Raw genomic sequence first — 17,341 nt, 5'->3', positions numbered from 1 at the left:
CCGTACGCGATGTGTACCGCCCCATCTGCGTTTGACGCGACGCCGACCGGGGACGCGCCAAGGGCGGAGCAACCCAAGCCTGAAGCTGAGGAGGCGACGAGATGGGGTTCACCGACAAGGCCAAGAACAAGGCTCAGGAGATGAGCGGCATGGCCAAGGAGCGGATCGGCGACGCCACCGACAACGAGCGGTTGCGGGCGGAGGGCGCCAGCGAGCAGAGCGCGGCCCGGGCCCGGCAGGCCGGCCAACACGCCAAGGAGGCCGGTCGGGATGTGCGTGAAACCTTTGAGAAGTGACTGACGCGTGCGCCGGCGGGCTCCCGATCCGGGGGCCCGCCGGCGTACGTCCGGTACTCGTGGAGAACAAACGGCAACGCCCGGCACCCCTACCTTGGGGTGCCGGGCGCGGGGCGTCGCGGATCAGTCGTCGCGGTGGGCCGCCCACCAGGCCTGGCCGGACTCGGGCAGGGTGTCGATCGGGTCGTAGTAGGCGTAACGCTTGTTGAGCGCCTCGAGGTCGGCGGACTCGATCGAGGTGCGGTAGTTCTTGGTCCAGTAGGAGATGCCGCGCTCGCGGTCGTACTCGGTGAGCATGTGGACCCAGCGCTTGCCGACGAACGGGACGTCGCAGACGATGCGCGGGGTGGCGTAACCGGGCAGGTAGCCCATGATGTCGTGCTGGAGCTGCTGGGCGTGCCAGACGGGGACCCGCCAGTGCTCCGCGTTGGGGATCATGTCGCACATGTAGAAGTAGTACGGCAGGATGCCCGCCTCGCCCTGGAGGGCGAAGCACAGGTCGAGCAGGTCGCCGGCGGTGGCGTTCACGCCGCGCATGAGGACGCCCTGGTTGCGGACGTCGCGTACGCCGACGTCGAGGGCGGTCTGGGCGGCCCTGGCGACCAGCGGGGTGAGCGACTGGGCGTGGTTGACGTGGGTGTGGATGGCCAGGTTGACGCCGCGGCGGGCGGCGGTGCGGGCGACCCGTTCCAGGCCCTCGACGACATCGGGCTGGAGCCAGTGCTGGGGCAGGCCCATGAGGGCCTTGGTGGCGAGCCGGATGTCGCGGATGGTTTCGATCTCGAGCAGCCGCATCAGGTAGGACTCGAGGTTCTTCCACGGCACGTTGGCGACGTCGCCGCCGGAGACGACGACGTCCCGTACGCCGGGGTGGGCCTTGAGGTAGGTGATGTGGGCGTCGTAGCGGTCGACGGGTTTGAGGGTGAGCTTGAGCTTGTCGACGGTGGGGGTGGAGTTGCCGACGAGGTCCATCCGGGTGCAGTGGCCGCAGTACTGCGGGCACGTGGAGAGCAGCTCGGCGAGGACCTTGGTCGGGTAGCGGTGGGTGAGGCCCTCGGCGACCCACATGTCGTGCTCGTGGAGGCTGTCGCGGCTGGCGTACGGGTGGGAGGGCCAGTCGGTACGCCGGTCGGAGGCGACGGGGATCATGTAGCGGCGCACCGGGTCGGCGAGCAACGCCTCGGTGGTCATCTGCTCGAACGGCACCATGGTGTTGAGCATCTGCGGCGGCACCAGCATGGACATGGTGGCCAGGGCCTTCTGGTCGGCCTCGAGGTCGGCGTAGAAGGTCTCGTCGACGAGGTCGCCGAGGACGGTACGCAGCTGCTTGATGTTCTTGACGCAGTTGACCCGCTGCCACTGGGCGTTCTCCCACTGCTCGCGGGTGACGTGGCGCCAGCCGGGGAAGCGGGTCCAGTCGGGTTCGACCAGCGGGCTGCGGCGGTATTCGTACGGCTGTCCGGCGGTGGGGACCGCGACCGGCGTGGAGCGGGGCGCAGGGATGGTCTCCACCGGTTGGGTCTGGGTCACGGCCCCTCCTCGTTGGTGCTGGTTGATCAATAGTCCCGAAGGCTACTGGAAAATATCCGGTGAAGAAATTAGTCTGCCGGAAGTTTTCCCGCCAGGCGAGCCCTGGTCAGGGGTTCGAGCGGCTGGATGGAGGAGGCTGGCGTGACGTCACCGGTGGGTCTGCACCGCGTCGTGGAACCTGCGGGGGTGCTGCCGCAGGCGGCATGGCGCCTCGACGCCGATCCGCGGATCGGCTCCAACGAGGTGCGGATCCGGGTGGAGCGGCTGAACCTGGACGCCGCGAGCTTCCGGCAGCTGTCGGAGAAGCACGGCGGCGACGGGGACAAGGTCCGCGCCGAGGTACTGGAGATCATCTCGACCCGGGGGAAGATGCAGAACCCGGTGACCGGGTCGGGCGGCATGCTGATCGGCACCGTGGACGAGGCCGGGCGGCGGTCTCCGCTGGGGCTGCGGCCGGGCGACCGGGTGGCGACGTTGGTGTCGCTGACGCTCACCCCGCTGGTGATCCTGGACGGGCTGGCCCGGTGGGACGGGCGCAGCGAGCAGGTGCCGTGTGACGGGTACGCGATCCTGTTCGCCCGGTCGATCGCGGCGGTGCTGCCGGCAGATTTGCACCCGGAGCTGTCGCTGGCGGTGCTGGACGTGTGCGGGGCGCCGGCGCTGACCGCGCGGGTGGTCGCCGAGCTGGTGCAGCGGCGGCAGCGCGACGGCGACCCTCGGCGGGTGCGGGTGGCGGTGGTCGGCGGGGCCGGCAAGAGCGGGTCGCTGTCCCTGGCCGCGGCGCGGCGGGCGGGCGCGGGCCGTACGGTCGGGGTGGTGCCGGTGCCGGCGGAGCGGGACGCGCTGGTGGCGGCCGGTCTGGCCGACGTGGTCGCGTTGGCCGACGCCCGGGATCCGGTGGGGTTGTCGACGGCGGTGACGACCGCCCTGGGTGCGCCGGCGGACGTGACGGTGGTCTGCGTGGACGTGCCGGGCTGCGAGCACGGGGCGATCCTGGCCACCGAGGACGGCGGCACGGTGATCTTCTTCTCGATGGCGACGAGTTTCGCGGGGGCGGCGCTGGGGGCGGAGGGCCTGGCGGCGGACGTGACGATGCTGGTCGGTAACGGCTACGTGCCGGGGCACGCGGAGTTGGCGCTGGAGTTGCTGCGTGCGGAGCCGGGGGTGCGCCGTCTGTTCGAGGCCCGCCTCGCGGCAGACTGACACCATGACGAACCCCTCGACTCTGTATCTCGGCGGCATGCTGCACTGTCCGGCCGATCCGAGCGCGACGGCGTTGCTGGTGCGGGACGGGCGGATCGCCTGGTTGGGCGTGGACGCGGACGCGCCGTCCGCCGACCGGGTGGTGGATCTGGCCGGGGCGTTGGTGACGCCGGCGTTCGTGGACGCGCACGTGCACGCCACGGACACCGGGTTGGCGCTGTCGGGGCTGGACCTGTCCGGGGTGCGGTCGGCCGGTGAGCTGCTGGTCGCGGTGTCGGCGTTCGCGGCCGGTCTGCCGGGGGACGCGGTGGTGCTGGGGCACGGCTGGGACGAGTCGAACTGGGCGGACGGGACGCTGCCGGACGCGGCGGCGGTGGACCGGGCGGCCGGGGGTCGGCGGGTGTATCTGTCGCAGGCGTCGATCCACTCGGCGTTGGTGTCGCGGGCGCTGCTGGCGGCCTGCCCGGAGGCGGTGGCCGCGCCGGGGTACGACGTGTCGGGGTGGTTGCGGCGGGACGCGCACCACGTGGTGCGGGCGGCGGCGTTCGCGTCGGTGACCCGGGCGCAGCGGGTGGCCGCGCAGCGGCGGGCCCTGGAGCAGGCGGCGTCGCTGGGGATCGCGGCGGTGCACGAGTGCGGTGGTCCGGAGATCTCCGACGAGGAGGACTTCACCGGGCTGTTGGGGATTTCCGGGGACGGGCTGCCGGAGGTGTACGGGTACTGGGGTGAGCTGCTGGGTGCGGCGCGGGCCCGGGAGCTGGGCGCGGTCGGGGCCGGTGGTGACCTGTTCGCCGACGGGGCGTTGGGGTCGCGGACGGCGCACGTGTCGCAGGCGTATCTGGACGGGGAGTCCGGTGGGTGCGGGCACGGGTACGTCACGGCGGAGCAGGTGCGGGATCACCTGTTGGACTGTGCGGCGTACGGGTTGCAGGGCGGTTTCCACGCGATCGGTGACGCGGCGATCTCGACGGTGTTGGCGGGGTTCGCGGGGGCGGCGGAGAAGCTGGGTGTGGATCGGTTGCGGGCGGCCCGGCATCGGGTCGAGCACGCGGAGATCATGAACAAGCGGATGATCGCCGGGTTCGTGGAGTACGGGATCGTGGCGTCGATGCAGCCGGCGTTCGACCGGTTGTGGGGTGGTTCGGGCCGGATGTACGAGTCGCGGTTGGGTCTGTCGCGGTCGTTGGAGTCGAACCCGATGGGTGCGATGCACTCGGTCGGGGTGGCGTTGGCGTTCGGGTCGGATTCGCCGGTGACTCCGCTGGATCCGTGGGGTTCGGTGCGGGCGGCGGCGGCGCATCACAATCCGGCGCAGCGGATGAGTGTGCGGGCGGCGTTCGCGGCGCACACCCGTGGCGGGTGGCGGGCCGTGCATCTGGACAACGAGGGTGTGTTGGCGTTGGGGGCGCCGGCGACGTTCGCGGTGTGGTCGACGCCGGCCGGGGCGCAGCGGGGCCTGCCGGTGTTGCAGGCGGAGGATCCGGAGTTGCGGGGGGCGGACGATCCGACGCCGTTGCCGGTGTGCCGGGCCACGGTGCTGCGTGGTGACGTGATCTATGAGGAAGGTAGTTCGTGACCGGAAAGCTTGGGCTGGACCCGGCGCTGGTGGCGCGGGCGCGGGAGTTGGCGCGCCGGGCCGGGCAGCCGGTGGTGGATCTGGCCCGCAGCCACACGACGGTGTCGGTGGAGCGGGCGGTGCTGCGGTTGGCGGGGGTGACCGGCGCGGATCCGGACGGGATTCCGTGGGTGAACCGGCTGGTGGACGCGGTCGTCGCGGACGTCGGGTTGGGGCACGGGGTGGCGCTGCCGGTGTTCGACGCGCTGGCCCGGGAGCAGATCAGCGATGTGACGTTGTTGGCGCAGAAGGCTGCCGCCGGGTCGGTGCGGTTCGCGCTGCCGACGGGTCGGGCCGCGACGGCGGCGCGTAAGGCCGCGCGTCGGGCGGTGGCCGCGGGGGTGCGGCAGATCGACCGGCGTCGGGTCGAGCGGGAGCGGCTCGTGAAGCGGTACGGGGATCCGAGGCAGCGGCCGTGGATCTACCTGATCGTGGCGACCGGTGACATCTACGAGGACATTCCGCAGGCGCAGGCCGCGGCGCGGGCCGGGGCGGACATCATCGCGGTGATCCGTTCGACGGGGCAGTCGCTGCTGGACTACGTGCCGGAGGGCGCGACCCGGGAGGGGTTCGCCGGCACGTACGCGACGCAGGAGAACTTCCGGTTGATGCGGGCGGCGTTGGACGAGTCGTCGAAGGAGTTGGGCCGCTACGTGCGGTTGACGAACTACGCGTCGGGTCTGTGCATGCCGGAGATGGCGACCCTGGCCGGCCTGGAGCGGCTGGACATGATGCTCAACGACTCGATGTACGGGATCCTGTTCCGGGACATCAACCCGATTCGCACGTTCGTCGACCAGCGGTTCTCCCGGCAGGTGCACGCCCGCGCCGGGATCATCATCAACACCGGTGAGGACAACTACCTGACCACCGCGGACGCCGTTGACGAGGCGCACACGGTGACGGTGTCGCAGTTGCTCAACGAGTTCTTCGCGCACGAGGCGGGGTTGGCCGACTGGCAGTTGGGGTTGGGGCACGCGTTCGAGATCAATCCGGATCTGCCGGAGTCGTTCCGGCTCGAGCTGGCGCACGCGCTGCTGGCCCGGGAGTTGTTCCCGGACGCGCCGTTGAAGTGGATGCCGCCGACGAAGCACATGACCGGGGACGTGTTCCGCGGCAATCTGCTCGACGGGTTCTTCAACCTGGTCGGTGCCATGACCGGGCAGGGCATCCTGCTGGTGGGCATGATGACCGAGGCGGTGGTGACGCCGTGGTTGTCGGACCGGGACATCGCCCTGCAGAACGTCCGGTACGTGCTGGGCGCGGCCGGCGGGCTGCACGAGGATTTCGTGCCGGCTGCGGGCGGGTTCATCCAGCAGCGCGCGCACCGGGTGCTCGGCGAGGCCGTCGAGCTGTTGGAGCGGATCGGTGAGCAGTCGTTGTTGACGGCGATCGCCGAGGGCACGTTCGGGATCATGAAGCGGCCGGCGGATCGCGGCAAGGGTCTCGACGGGGTGGCGAGGCACGAGGCCGACTACTTCAACCCGGCCACGGAGATCCTGGAGGCGGCGGCGTGACGGCCCCGGAGAAGAAGATCGTCCGGCCGTACGGGGACACCACCGGTGACGGCATGGTGCAGGTGTCGTTCACGCTGCCGGTGCCGCACGACAAGCGGGCCGAGGGCGCGGCGGTGCAGTTGGCCAACAAGATGGGCATCGACCCGGCGATGCTGGTGCACGCGAAGCAGATGGGTGACGGGTTCACCTTCTTCGTGGTGTACGGGCGGGTGAACCATCTGGTGGACCTGTCGGCGGTGCAGGTGGTGGAACGGGACTTCCCGCTGTTGTCGGCCAAGGAGGTCAACGCGGTGGTGAAGCAGAGGTTGCGGCGCAAGCTGTCGGTGGTGGGGGCGTGCATCGGCACCGACGCGCACACCGTCGGCATCGACGCGATCCTCAACGTGAAGGGCATCGCCGGGGAGAAGGGCCTGGAGTACTACCGGGAGTTGAAGGTCAGCAACCTGGGCGCGCAGGTCAGCGTGCCGGAGTTGGTGGAGGCGGCCCGGCGGGAGAAGGCCGACGCGGTGCTGGTGTCGCAGGTGGTCACGCAGCGCGACGCGCATTTGCACAACACCCGGGAGATGTCGGCGGCGTTCCGGGAGGCGATGCCGGCCGGGAAGCGGCCGCTGCTGATCGTCGGTGGCCCCCGCTTCGACGAGACGATGACCGGGGAGCTGGGCGTGGACCGGATCTTCGGCCGTGGCACCACCCCGGGCGAGGTGGCCAGCTATCTGGTGCACGCCCTGATCACTGACAAGAAGGTTAAGCGATGAGCGATTCGCGGGTCGGTCTGACCGTCACCCACCGCCGGTATGTGCCGTACTCGCACGCCCACTACGCCGGGAACCTGGTCGACGGGGCGTACGCGTTGGGCCTGTTCGGGGACGTCGCCACCGAGGTGTGCATCCGCACCGACGGCGACGAGGGGTTGTTCGCCTCGTACTCGGACGTGCAGTTCAGGGCTCCGATGAAGGCCGGGGACGTGCTGGAGGTGGTGGCGACGGTGACCCGGGTGGGCACCCGTAGCCGCACCATCGACTTCGAGGCGCGGGTGGTGTGCCGGGGCCGCCCGGACCGGGGCGAGTCGGCCGCCGAGGTGCTCGGTGAGCCGATCGTGGCGGTCACCGCGACCGGCACGGTGGTCGTGCCGCCGTCGGCGTGAACGTCGCGGTCTGCGCCGACGTCGGGTCGACGTACACGAAGGCGGCGGTGGTCGACGTGGACGGCGGCCGGCTGGTCGCGGCGGCGGCGGCGCCGACGACGGTCGGCACGGATGTGCTGCACGGTCTGGACGCGGCGGTCGGCGCCGCCACCGCCGACGCGGGGGTGCGCGGCGAGCTGCCCTGGTACGTGTGCTCGTCGGCGGGCGGTGGGTTGCGGCTGGCGGTGGTCGGCTACGAGCCCCTGGTGACCGCGCAGGCCGGCCGGCGGGTGGGGTTGTCCGCCGGGGCGAACGTGGTTCATGTGGCCGCCGGGCGGCTCGGCGCGGCCGACCTGGCGGCGTTGCGGGCCGCCCGCCCCGACGTGGTGTTGCTGGTCGGCGGCACCGACGGCGGTGACGCGGAGGTGTTGACGCACAACGCGACGCGGCTGGCGAAGGCCCGCTGGCGGGTGCCGGTGGTACTCGCCGGCAACGGTGACGTCCGCGACGACCTGTGTGGGCTGCTCGCCGCCGCGAAGGTGCCGGTGACGGCTGCCGACAACGTGCTGCCCCGGATCGGGGTGCTGGCGCCGGTCGCGGCGCGGGCGGCGATCCGGGAGGTGTTCCTGCGCCACGTCATCGGGGGCAAGAAACTGTCCCGGGGTGGGCGGTTCGCCCGGCTGGTGCGGGCGGCCACCCCGGACGCGGTGCTCACCGGGGTGGAGGTGCTCGCCGACTCCCTCGGCGGGGACCTGGTGGTGGTCGACGTGGGCGGCGCCACCACCGACGTGTACTCGGTGCTCACCCCGGACGAGCGGGAGGACGGGCCGGGTCGGGAGGTCGCCGGCACGCTGTGGCGGGCCCGTACGGTCGAGGGGGATCTGGGCATGCGGTGGAGCGCGCCCGGTGTGGTCCGGGCCGCCGCCGAGGAGCGTCTGCTGGCCCCGGGGGAGTCCGACGAGTTGGCCGTGGCGGCGGCGGTGCGGGCGGCCGATCCGGGGTTCCTGCCGGCCGGTGAGGCGGACCGGGTCGCCGACCGGCGGATCGCCGCCCTCGCGGCGACGGTGGCGTTGCGGCGGCACGCCCGCGGTGCGGCCACCGGGGAGCGGGCCGGCCGGGACCTGCGCGACGTGAGGCTGGTGGTCGGCTCGGGCGGGGTGCTGCGGCACGCGCCCGCCGCCGACGCCGCCGGGGTGCTCGCCGCGGTGCTCGGTGACCACGCCGGCGGGTGGCCGCTGCCGAGGGCCGCCCGCGCGGTCGTCGACGTCGACTACGTCCTCGCGGCCGGTGGGCTGCTCGCCGACGACCATCCGGTGGCGGCGGTGCGGCTGCTGCGCCGCCACCTCGGCGCGGACTGACGCGGCGGGTCGCCGTCCGATCCCGACGGCCGGAGCGGATCGAGACGCGCCGACGCGACACGCCGTGGCGTAACACACGACAGGCCGGGGTGGGTTGACAGCGGCGGGGGTGCACGCCGTACCGTCTTTGAGTCCTACCACGGGAAGTGGCTGTTGTTCGCTTCGTCCCTTCGTCCGCTGGCCGAGCGACCCGGTGCGGTTGCGGCGGCCAGGTCCAGCGGGCGGGGGTCGGCGGGGCGGCGCGAACCGGCCGCGGTTACCGGTGTACGGGCAGGGTGAGAGGCACGGCCAGTAGACAACGGCCAGGCGGGGGCAGCCAGTCCACGTCCGGTCGGTCCGAAGGTCGGCGCCGGTCATTCCCGCCCCACCGGCCGGGAAGGGCCTGGGAGCATCGGGGCGCGGCGCGAGCCGCGCCCCGATTTCGTACCCGCCAGGTCCGCTCACAGGTGGCGGCGGCGCCACTCGGACTGTTCCTGCTCGGCGGCGATCTGCTCGTCGAGCGCGGTCTGCCGTACCCGGCGGCGCAGCGGGTCACCGGCGCGCAGCCCGGTCAGCACCAGCGCGACACTGGCCAGGGCGAGCACCGCCAGGCCGGCGACCGCCGGCAACCGGCCGGCGGGCAGCAGCACGGCGATCAGCGCCACCACCGTCACGGCCGGCCACAGCCGTACCCGGTGGGTGGCGCGGGCCCACAGCGCCAGCAGGCCGACGATGTAGATGATCACGCCGGAGAACAGGACCCGGTAGTCCACTCCGAGCGCCCGTACCCGCCAGGGATCACCGTGCGGGTCGGCGATCACGGCGAGGTAGCGCTTCGCGCCGAGGGCGAACAGGATGATTCCGGCGATCAACGGCAGGTGCAGGTAGGCGTAGACGTCGCGGGCGTAGGCGGCCCGGGCGTCCGGGTCGCGGGTGCCGTGCAGTTGCTGCTCGATGGCGTGCGCCACGGTGTCGAAGTACATCCACCACAGCGCCGCGATGGTGGTGACGCCGAGTATCGACGCCACGATCACCGCCCAGCTCAGCGACGAACCGGTGGCCGGTTTGGGGCCCAGCCCCAGCGAGATGATCGACTCGCCGAGCGCGATGAGCAGGATCAGCGCGTACCGTTCCGCCCAGTGGCCGGCGGAGACCACCGTCAGCCTGACGCTTCGGACGCGGCCCCCGGCGGTGAACTCGACGCCCACGGCGGCCGCCCACAGCGCCAGCTGCCACCACGTCGGCCCGACCCCCGGCGGGTGCGGTAGCGCGCCGGCGACCAGGAGCAGCGTCACGCTGGCCAGCAGCGGCAGGCCGAACCGCAGCACCGCGCGGCCCGGGGCGTCGGCGCGGGTCAGCAGCACCAGCACCTGGACCGCCCGGACGACCAGATAGCAGGCGGCGAAGATGAGCGGGCCGGGCGGCCCGCCTGGGCGGCTCGCGAACGCCTCCGGCAGGCTCACGTTGAGCACGAACAGGGCCACCACCGTCACCGCGCCGATCAGCGGCAGCACCCCCTGGTCGGTGCGTACCGCGTTGCCCAGCGCCGCGAAGGAGACCCAGCACCACCACAGCAGGGCCAGCACCAGCAGCCCCGCGAGCAGTGTGCGTACGCTCAGGTTCACCGACACCAGGGTGGTGACGTTGAGGAACGCCAGCACGAACACCAGGTCGTAGAACAACTCCAGGCGATTGACGCGGGACCCCGGCGCGGCCGGCAGGATCCGCCCCCGCCAGTGGCCAGCGCTCATGCTGCCGAGTCTGGCAGTCCCCGCCCGCCGCGACGGCGGAAAACCCGCAGAATCGGGCCACGGGACCGCCGGTGACTCAGCGGCGGATGACACCGAGGTCGGTGGCGGTGGCGACGGCGGCGGTGCGGGAGTCGACGTCGAGTTTGGCGTAGATCCGGGCCAGGTGCGATTTGACGGTGCCCTCGGTGAGGTGCAGCCGCGCGCCGACGGCCCGGTTGGACAGCCCTTCGGCGACCAGCACGAGAACGTCGATCTCCCGCCGGGTCAGGACGGTGGCCGGGGCGCGTAGCCGGTTCATGAGCCGGTCGGCCACGGCGGGCGCCAGCGTCGTCCGCCCGGCCGCCGCCGTGCGTACGGCGGCGGCCAGTTCCTCGGGCGGGGCGTCCTTGAGCAGGTAGCCGGTGGCGCCGGCTTCGATGGCCGGCAGCGTGTCGGCGTCGGAGTCGTAGGTGGTGACGATCAGGACCCGGGGCGCGCCGGGGCGCGCGGTGATGGCGGCGGTGGCCTGCGCGCCGTTCATCCCCCGCCCGAACTGCAGATCCATCAGGACGACGTCGATGTCACCGGCGGCGGCGCGGGCCACGGCGTCCTCCGCGGTGGCGGCCTCGGCCACCACCAGCAGGCCAGGTTCGGTCTCCAGTACGGCCCGTAGCCCGGCCCGCACCACCGGATGGTCGTCGGCCACCAGCAGGCGGATGTCGGGATCCGTCACGGGTCCACCCCGGACCCGACGCCGGGCATGGACGTGGTGACGGGCAGCCGGGCGGTCACGGTGGTGCCCTGCCCGGCGGCGGACCGGATGCCGACGGTGCCGCCGAGGGCGTGCACGCGGGCGCGCATGGCGGCCAGACCGAACCCGTCGTGGCCGGCTTCGAAGCCGACGCCGTCGTCGACGATCCGTACCGTGACCTGGTCGCCGAGGTAGCCGAGGGTGACCTCGGCGGTGCTGGCCCGCGCGTGGCGGACCGTGTTGGACAGGGCGGACTGGGCGATGCGTAACAGGGCGACCTCGTGGGTGGTCGGCAGCGGCACCGGGTCGCCGGTGAGGTGGAAACGCGCGGCGAGCCGGTGCCGGGTGGACGTGGTGGCGCACAGCCGTCGCAGCGCGCCGGCCAGGGTGGTGCCCTCCAGGGCCGGCGGGGTGAGTGCGGTGACGAAGCGGCGGGCCTCGGCAAGGTTGTCCACGGCTGCCTGGCGGGCCTGCTCCACGTGGCGGGCGGCGGCGCCGGACGCCTCGGGCAGCGCCCGCTCGGCGGCACGCAGCAGCAACTGAATGCTGGTCAGCCCCTGGGCGAGGGTGTCGTGGATCTCCCGGGCCAGGCGTTCGCGTTCGGCCAACACCCCGGCGGTGTGCTGGGCGGCGGCCAGATCCGCGCGGGTGGCGGTGAGTTCCTCGATCAGCCGACGTCGCTGTTCGTTCTCCTGGTAGAGGGCCTCGTACCCCCACACCACCGCCACCGCCACCGCCGCGCCGAGGGCCGGACCGACGGCGGTGGCCAGGGCGAACGTGCCCTGGTGAGCGGCGAAGGCGAGGATCGCCGTGAGGGCGGTCGCGGTCACCGCCACCAGACCGGCCCGGCGCGGCAGCAGATGGAGCTGAACGAAGTAGAGCGGGAACGCGACCCACACTCCGTCGGCGGACAGGACCAGCAGCGCCACCCACACCGCGGCCACGGCGGCCAGCCACCAGGCGGCGGCCCGGGCGTGGGGCAGCAGCGCGCCGGCCGCGTAGACCAGCGCCAGCAGCGCCGCGGCGACGACCACGCCGGCGGCGTGCGGCGCGGCGGCGGCCACGGCCCGGCCGGCGGCCAGGGCGAGCAGGCCGGCGACCAGCAGGTGCAGGCACCAGGCCAGGGCCCGTACGCCCGGGGTGGAGGAGATGGTGGTCGCGTTCACGGTCCTTCCAGCCTAGGCGCTGACCACGTCGGTGCCCTCTGTCAAAAGGTGCAACCCGACCGGCGCCGTTTGATCCGTGAAGTGCCGTCCTGGGCCAGATGTGCCCACCGAGGCGGACGGCGACGCTGGGACCGGTACCGATTCGCCGTCGAGAAAGGGCCGGGACCTGTCGTGTTCGTCGCCTGGAGAGACCTGAGGTTCGCCAAAGGGCGTTTCGCCCTCATGGGGACCGTCGTCACGCTCATCAGCTTGCTGGTCGGGCTTTTGTCCGGCCTCACCGCCGGGCTGGGGCGGGAGAACGTCTCCGCGATCACCGACCTGCCCGCGGACCGGGTCGCCTTCGCCGCGCCCGGTCCCGGGCAGGACCTGTCGTACGCCGACTCCACCGTCACCGAGGGGCAGTGGCGGCGGTGGGCGGAGGTGCCCGGGGTGACCCGGGCCGAACCGCTGGGCATCGCCGTCACCAGGGCCACCGCCGGTGACGCGGGTGTCGGCGTGACCGTCTTCGGGGTCCGTCCCGGATCCGCCCTGGCCCCGGACGGCGGCAGGATCGACGACGGGTCGGTGGTGCTGTCCACGCCCGCCGCCGACGACCTCGACGTACGGGCCGGCGACACCGTCACCCTCGCCGGGCGGGCACTGACCGTCGCGGCGGTCGGCGGCGACGCCTCCTACAGCCACACTCCGGTGATCTGGATCAGCCTGGACCGGTGGCAGGAGATCGCGCCGCCGGCCGGGGCCGCCACCGGCCGGACCGCCACCGTCATCGCCCTGAACACCACCGCGGACGTCGACGTCCGGGCCGCCGACGCGGCCGCCGGCACCAGAACCGTCACCATCGGCGACTCGCTGTCCGCGATCGGCTCCTACACCTCCGAGAACGGCTCCCTGCAGTTGATGCGCGGCTTCCTGTTCGCCATCGCCGCCCTGGTCATCGGTGCCTTCTTCAGCGTGTGGACCATCCAGCGCGGCGCCGACGTCGCCGTCCTGAAGGCGCTGGGCGCCTCCACCGCGTACCTGCTGCGCGACGCGCTCGGTCAGGCCGTCGTCCTGCTGAGCGCCGGCACCCTCGTCGGCGCCGTTGCCGCCGCCGCCCTCGGCGCCGCCGTCACGGCCTCGGCCGTGCCGTTCCTGCTCACCCCCGCCACGGTCCTCGTTCCCGCCGCCGTGATCATCCTGCTCGGCGTGTTCGGGGCCGCCCTGTCCATTCGCCGCATCACCTCCGTCGACCCGCTGACCGCACTGGGGAGCGCCCGATGAGCCTCAACCTGACCGACGTCACCCTCACCTATCCCGACGGGGGCGGCCGCCTGACCGCCCTCGACCACGTCACCCTCGACGCCCCCAAGGGCAGCCTCACCGCCGTTGTCGGCCCCTCCGGATCCGGCAAGTCCAGCCTGCTCGCCGTCGCCGCCACCCTCATCACCCCCGACCGCGGCACCGTCACCGTCGATGGCACCCCCACCACCGGGATGACCCGGGCGGAACTCGCCGCGCTGCGTCGCGCCCGGATCGGCATCGTCTTCCAGCAGCCGAACCTGCTGCCCTCGCTCACCGCCGTCGAGCAGCTTCAGGTCATGGCCCCGCTCGACGGTCGGTCCCCGGCCCGGGCCCGCCCCCGGGCGATGGAGCTCCTCGACGCCGTCGGACTCGCCGCCGAGGCCGGCCGGCGCCCCCACCAGCTCTCCGGCGGCCAACGCCAGCGCGTCAACATCGCCCGCGCCCTGATGAACGACCCCACCGTGCTGCTCGTCGACGAACCCACCAGCGCCCTCGACCACGACCGGGGCGCTGCCGTCATCGACCTGATCGCCCGCCTCACCCGCCAGCGGGCCGCCGCCACCGTCCTGGTCACCCACGACCGCACCCACCTCACCGCCGTCGACGCGACCGCCGAGATGCGCGACGGTCGCCTACGCCTGCCGGCACCGGCCCGCTGACCCGCCGCCACTCCCACCGAGACGGGCCCGGGGCGCCGCGCCCACCGGCGGTCGGCCCACAGTCCGGCCAGGTAGCCTTCGGCGCGTGATCGTGATGAGGTGCCGGTGACGACGCTCGACCGGGAAGAGGTGCGCGCCACTGACGGGGCACGCGACGGCGGGGGGCCCCGGCCGCTGCCGCTGCGGGTGGCGGCGCCGCTGGCCGTCGTGGCCGGGCTGGCGCTGCTGGCCGCGTTCCCCCCGTACGGGGTGTGGCCGCTCGCGCCGGTCGGGGTGGCGTTGCTGGCCGCGGCGGCGCACCGGCGGCGGCTGCGGGCCGGCGCCGGGCTGGGCTTCCTCGCCGGGGTGGCGCTGTTCGCGCCACTGCTGGAGTGGACCAACCTGCACACCGGCGTGCTGCCGTGGATCCTGCTGTCCCTGCTGCAGGCCGGTTACCTCGCGCTGCTCGGCGCCGCCGCCGCCTGGGTGTCGCCGCTGGTGGACCGGTGGCGGTGGAGCTGGCCGGCGCTCACCGGGGTGCTGTGGGTGGGGCAGGAGGCGCTGCGCGACCGGACCCCGTTCGGCGGGTTCCCGTGGGGGCGGCTCGCGTTCAGCCAGGACACCTCGCCGTTGCTGCGGCTGGCCGCGCTCGGCGGTGCCCCGCTGGTCACCTGCGCGGTCGCGGTCGCCGGCGGGATCCTGGTCACCGCCGCGTGGCGGGACTGGCGTCGACCCGCCGGGCACTGGCGGCCGGTGGCGGCGCTGGCCGCCGCGCTGGCCGCCCTGCTCGCCGCCGGATCGGCCGTCCCGGCGGGCGTACGCGGCGGCGGGAAGACCGTCACCGTCGCCATCGTGCAGGGCAACGTGCCCCGCCTCGGGCTGGACTTCAACGCCCAACGGGAGGCCGTGCTCGACAACCACGTCACCGCCACCCTGAGACTGGCCGAGCAGGTCACCGCCGGCGCGCAGCCCCGCCCCGACCTGGTGGTGTGGCCGGAGAACTCCAGCGACATCGACCCGCTGCGCAACCCGGAGGCCGGATACCGGATCTCCCAGGCCGCCGAGGCGATCGGCGCGCCCGTCCTGGTCGGCGCGGTGCTGCTCGGCCCCGACGCCGGGCAGGTCCGCAACGCCGGCCTGCTGTGGCGGCCCGGCAGCGGCGTCGACCTCGACCAGCTGTACGTCAAGCGGCACCCGGTGCCGTTCGCCGAGTACGTGCCGCTGCGAAAGATCGCCCGGATGGTCAGCGCCCAGGTCGACCGGGTGCGCGCCGACTTCGTCCCCGGCGCCACGCCCGGGGTGATCGACGCCGGGGCGGTCACCGTCGGCGACGTGATCTGCTTCGAGGTCGCCTACGACGGCCTCGTCCGGGACACCGTCACCGGTGGCGGGCAGCTGCTGGTGGTGCAGACCAACAACGCCACCTTCGACGTGGCGGAGGCCCGCCAGCAGTTGGCCATGGTGCGGCTGCGCGCCGTCGAGCACGGCCGGGCGGCGCTGATGGCCTCCACGGTCGGGGTTTCCGGGTTCGTTACCCCCGACGGGCGGGTAGACGGGGCCACCGGGTTCAACACCGCGGCGGTGGTGGTCCGGCAGATGCAGCTCGGGGACGGGCGTACCCCGGCCACCCGGATGGGGGTGTGGCCGGAGATGGCCCTCGCGGCGCTCGCCGTCGCGGCCCTGGCCGGCGCGGCGGTGCTGCGTCGCCGCCGGGGAGGTGTGCCCGGGTAGGACGAGCGCCGGTACGCCGGCGGGAGGGCGGTACGACGGTGCGCGTGGCAGCCGAGCGGCGGACGTCCGGGCATCCCGGCGTGGGACGGGTGCTCGTGGTCATCCCCACCTACAACGAGGCCGACAACGTCCGTCGGATCGTCGCGGGGGTCCGCGACGCCGCGCCCGCGGTGGACGTCCTCGTGGCCGACGACAACAGTCCCGACGGCACCGGCGCGATCGCCGACGCTCTGGCCCGTTCCGACCCGCACGTGCACGTGCTGCACCGGCAGGGCAAGGAAGGTCTCGGCGCGGCCTACCTGGCCGGTTTCGCCTGGGCACGGGAGCGCGGCTACGACGCGGTGGTGGAGATGGACGCCGACGGCTCGCACGCCCCGCAGGACCTGCCGGCGCTGCTGGCCGCCGCCCGCGACGCCGACGTGGTGATCGGGTCCCGGTGGACCCGCGGGGCGCGGGTGCTGAACTGGCCGCTGCGGCGGCTGCTGCTGTCGCGCTGCGCCAACCTGTACACCCGGCTGGCGCTGGGCATGCCGGTCACCGACGCCACCGGCGGCTACCGGGTGTACCGGTCGACCGCGCTGGACGCCATCGATCTGGACTCGGTGCGCTCCCAGGGGTACGCGTTCCAGGTGGAGCTGTCCCGGCTGGCGCACCGGGCCGGGGTGCGGATCGTGGAGGTGCCGATCACGTTCGTCGAGCGGGAGCACGGCGACAGCAAGATGAGCCCGCTGATCATGGCCGAGGCGCTGTGGCGGATCACCAGCTGGGGGTTGCGGGACCGACGCACGGCGATGCGGCGGGGCAGCCCGGACGAGCTGGCCCGGTGGCCTTGAGCGTGGTCGTGTCATGCTGGAAGGGCGTGATGACACCCGTGGCTGAAGAGGTGAGATGCGCCGAGGAATGAGATACGTACCCCCGGCTCTGCTGCTGCTCGCGGCGCTGGAGCTGACCGTTTTCGTCCTGGTGGGCCGGGGCGTCGGATTCGGTGCGGCCCTGCTGCTGGTGTTCGCGGTGTCCGTGCTCGGCCTGGCGCTGCTGCGCCGGGAGGGGATGCGGGCGTGGCGGGGCTTCCGCGCCGCCGCGGCGTCCGGGCGGCCACCGGGGCAGCAGGTCACCGACGGCCTGGTCGGGCTGGCGGGTGCGCTGCTGCTGGCGCTGCCCGGCCTGGTCACCGGCGCGGTGGGGCTGCTGCTGCTGGTGCCGCCGGTGCGGCGGCTGGCCCGCGTCGGGGCGCAACGCGCCACCGAGCGGCGGGTGTCGTCGATGGTCGCCGGTGACCTGTTCGGGCCTCGCCGGGTCCGGGTGTACCGGGGCGCGCCGCAGCCGCCGACGGCGACGCCGCAGCATCAGCCCGCCGGTGAGCCGGGCCCGGCCATCGAGGGCGAGATCGTCGAGCCGCGGCGGACCTGAAACGTGACGAAGC

16 protein-coding genes are annotated in these 17,341 nt (G+C 73.4%); 12 read left to right on the top strand and 4 right to left on the bottom strand.

What is annotated here, in order from left to right:
• Positions 1 to 101: 101 nt before the first annotated feature.
• Positions 102 to 296, top strand: coding sequence for a CsbD family protein (locus tag GA0070621_RS11825; protein ID WP_091194531.1), 195 nt, complete (start codon positions 102 to 104; stop codon positions 294 to 296).
• A 123-nt stretch (positions 297 to 419) separates the two neighbouring features.
• Here the strand turns inward: GA0070621_RS11825 and GA0070621_RS11820 are convergent, their stop codons facing one another.
• On the bottom strand, positions 420 to 1,826 hold the full coding sequence (locus GA0070621_RS11820) for a KamA family radical SAM protein (RefSeq protein WP_091194528.1): 1,407 nt from the start codon (positions 1,824 to 1,826) through the stop codon (positions 420 to 422).
• 141 nt (positions 1,827 to 1,967) lie between these two features.
• Between GA0070621_RS11820 and kdd the strand changes: the two genes are divergently transcribed.
• The 6 genes from kdd to GA0070621_RS11790 are packed head-to-tail and all read left to right on the top strand — an operon-like array spanning position 1,968 to position 8,642.
• Complete coding sequence (gene kdd, locus GA0070621_RS11815) at positions 1,968 to 3,029, top strand: L-erythro-3,5-diaminohexanoate dehydrogenase (protein WP_167666821.1); 1,062 nt, start codon at positions 1,968 to 1,970, stop codon at positions 3,027 to 3,029.
• 4 nt (positions 3,030 to 3,033) lie between these two features.
• On the top strand, positions 3,034 to 4,605 hold the full coding sequence (locus GA0070621_RS11810) for an amidohydrolase (protein WP_091194523.1): 1,572 nt from the start codon (positions 3,034 to 3,036) through the stop codon (positions 4,603 to 4,605).
• A complete protein-coding gene (kamD, locus tag GA0070621_RS11805; RefSeq protein WP_091194520.1) occupies positions 4,602 to 6,161 on the top strand; it encodes a lysine 5,6-aminomutase subunit alpha in 1,560 nt (519 codons plus the stop codon). The genes GA0070621_RS11810 and kamD overlap by 4 nt, the downstream gene beginning before the upstream one ends.
• Complete coding sequence (kamE, locus tag GA0070621_RS11800; protein WP_091194517.1) at positions 6,158 to 6,916, top strand: lysine 5,6-aminomutase subunit beta; 759 nt, start codon at positions 6,158 to 6,160, stop codon at positions 6,914 to 6,916. Before kamD ends, kamE begins: the two co-directional genes overlap by 4 nt.
• Entirely contained in the window at positions 6,913 to 7,305 is a 393-nt protein-coding gene (kal, locus tag GA0070621_RS11795) for a 3-aminobutyryl-CoA ammonia lyase (RefSeq protein WP_091194515.1), read from the top strand. Before kamE ends, kal begins: the two co-directional genes overlap by 4 nt.
• Positions 7,302 to 8,642 carry a glutamate mutase L gene (locus tag GA0070621_RS11790; RefSeq protein ID WP_091194509.1) on the top strand — a complete coding sequence of 447 codons (1,341 nt, stop codon included), beginning with the start codon at positions 7,302 to 7,304 and terminating at the stop codon, positions 8,640 to 8,642. The genes kal and GA0070621_RS11790 overlap by 4 nt, the downstream gene beginning before the upstream one ends.
• A gap of 440 nt (positions 8,643 to 9,082) precedes the next feature.
• Here the strand turns inward: GA0070621_RS11790 and GA0070621_RS11785 are convergent, their stop codons facing one another.
• The 3 genes from GA0070621_RS11785 to GA0070621_RS11775 form a co-directional block, all read right to left on the bottom strand.
• On the bottom strand, positions 9,083 to 10,372 hold the full coding sequence (locus GA0070621_RS11785) for a low temperature requirement protein A (protein WP_091194506.1): 1,290 nt from the start codon (positions 10,370 to 10,372) through the stop codon (positions 9,083 to 9,085).
• 76 nt (positions 10,373 to 10,448) lie between these two features.
• On the bottom strand, positions 10,449 to 11,084 hold the full coding sequence (locus GA0070621_RS11780; protein WP_091194503.1) for a response regulator: 636 nt from the start codon (positions 11,082 to 11,084) through the stop codon (positions 10,449 to 10,451).
• Positions 11,081 to 12,268: a sensor histidine kinase gene (locus GA0070621_RS11775; RefSeq protein ID WP_091194500.1), complete on the bottom strand. Its 1,188-nt coding sequence runs from the start codon at positions 12,266 to 12,268 to the stop codon at positions 11,081 to 11,083. The genes GA0070621_RS11780 and GA0070621_RS11775 overlap by 4 nt, the downstream gene beginning before the upstream one ends.
• A gap of 222 nt (positions 12,269 to 12,490) precedes the next feature.
• Here GA0070621_RS11775 and GA0070621_RS11770 point away from each other — a divergent pair, with 222 nt between their 5' ends.
• The 5 genes from GA0070621_RS11770 to GA0070621_RS11750 all read left to right on the top strand — a co-directional run bounded on the left by GA0070621_RS11770 (position 12,491) and on the right by GA0070621_RS11750 (position 17,328).
• Positions 12,491 to 13,528 (top strand): ABC transporter permease, encoded by a 1,038-nt coding sequence (locus GA0070621_RS11770; RefSeq protein ID WP_167666820.1) that lies wholly within the window; start codon positions 12,491 to 12,493, stop codon positions 13,526 to 13,528.
• Complete coding sequence (locus tag GA0070621_RS11765; protein ID WP_091194495.1) at positions 13,525 to 14,208, top strand: ABC transporter ATP-binding protein; 684 nt, start codon at positions 13,525 to 13,527, stop codon at positions 14,206 to 14,208. The genes GA0070621_RS11770 and GA0070621_RS11765 overlap by 4 nt, the downstream gene beginning before the upstream one ends.
• A gap of 105 nt (positions 14,209 to 14,313) precedes the next feature.
• Complete coding sequence (gene lnt / locus GA0070621_RS11760; protein WP_091202283.1) at positions 14,314 to 15,918, top strand: apolipoprotein N-acyltransferase; 1,605 nt, start codon at positions 14,314 to 14,316, stop codon at positions 15,916 to 15,918.
• Positions 15,919 to 15,956: 38 nt separating this feature from the next.
• Positions 15,957 to 16,751 carry a polyprenol monophosphomannose synthase gene (locus GA0070621_RS11755; protein ID WP_091194492.1) on the top strand — a complete coding sequence of 265 codons (795 nt, stop codon included), beginning with the start codon at positions 15,957 to 15,959 and terminating at the stop codon, positions 16,749 to 16,751.
• Between the two features lie 55 nt (positions 16,752 to 16,806).
• Positions 16,807 to 17,328 (top strand): FxsA family protein, encoded by a 522-nt coding sequence (locus tag GA0070621_RS11750; RefSeq protein WP_091194489.1) that lies wholly within the window; start codon positions 16,807 to 16,809, stop codon positions 17,326 to 17,328.
• Positions 17,329 to 17,341: the final 13 nt, after the last annotated feature.

The organism is Micromonospora narathiwatensis, assembly GCF_900089605.1.
GTDB classification, from domain to species: domain Bacteria; phylum Actinomycetota; class Actinomycetes; order Mycobacteriales; family Micromonosporaceae; genus Micromonospora; species Micromonospora narathiwatensis.
Note: the sequence above shows the minus strand (reverse complement) of the source record. Positions and strands in the feature narration are given on the sequence as shown.

Excerpts from the sequence above, each read along its gene's own strand:
- GA0070621_RS11825 (WP_091194531.1), top strand. The coding sequence starts at position 102 with ATGGGGTTCACCGACAAGGCCAAGAACAAGGCTCAGGAGATGAGCGGC.
- GA0070621_RS11810 (WP_091194523.1), top strand. The coding sequence starts at position 3,034 with ATGACGAACCCCTCGACTCTGTATCTCGGCGGCATGCTGCACTGTCCG.
- kal (WP_091194515.1), top strand. The coding sequence starts at position 6,913 with ATGAGCGATTCGCGGGTCGGTCTGACCGTCACCCACCGCCGGTATGTG.
- GA0070621_RS11785 (WP_091194506.1), bottom strand. The coding sequence starts at position 10,372 with ATGAGCGCTGGCCACTGGCGGGGGCGGATCCTGCCGGCCGCGCCGGGG.
- GA0070621_RS11770 (WP_167666820.1), top strand. The coding sequence starts at position 12,491 with ATGGGGACCGTCGTCACGCTCATCAGCTTGCTGGTCGGGCTTTTGTCC.
- GA0070621_RS11765 (WP_091194495.1), top strand. The coding sequence starts at position 13,525 with ATGAGCCTCAACCTGACCGACGTCACCCTCACCTATCCCGACGGGGGC.
- GA0070621_RS11750 (WP_091194489.1), top strand. The coding sequence starts at position 16,807 with ATGCGCCGAGGAATGAGATACGTACCCCCGGCTCTGCTGCTGCTCGCG.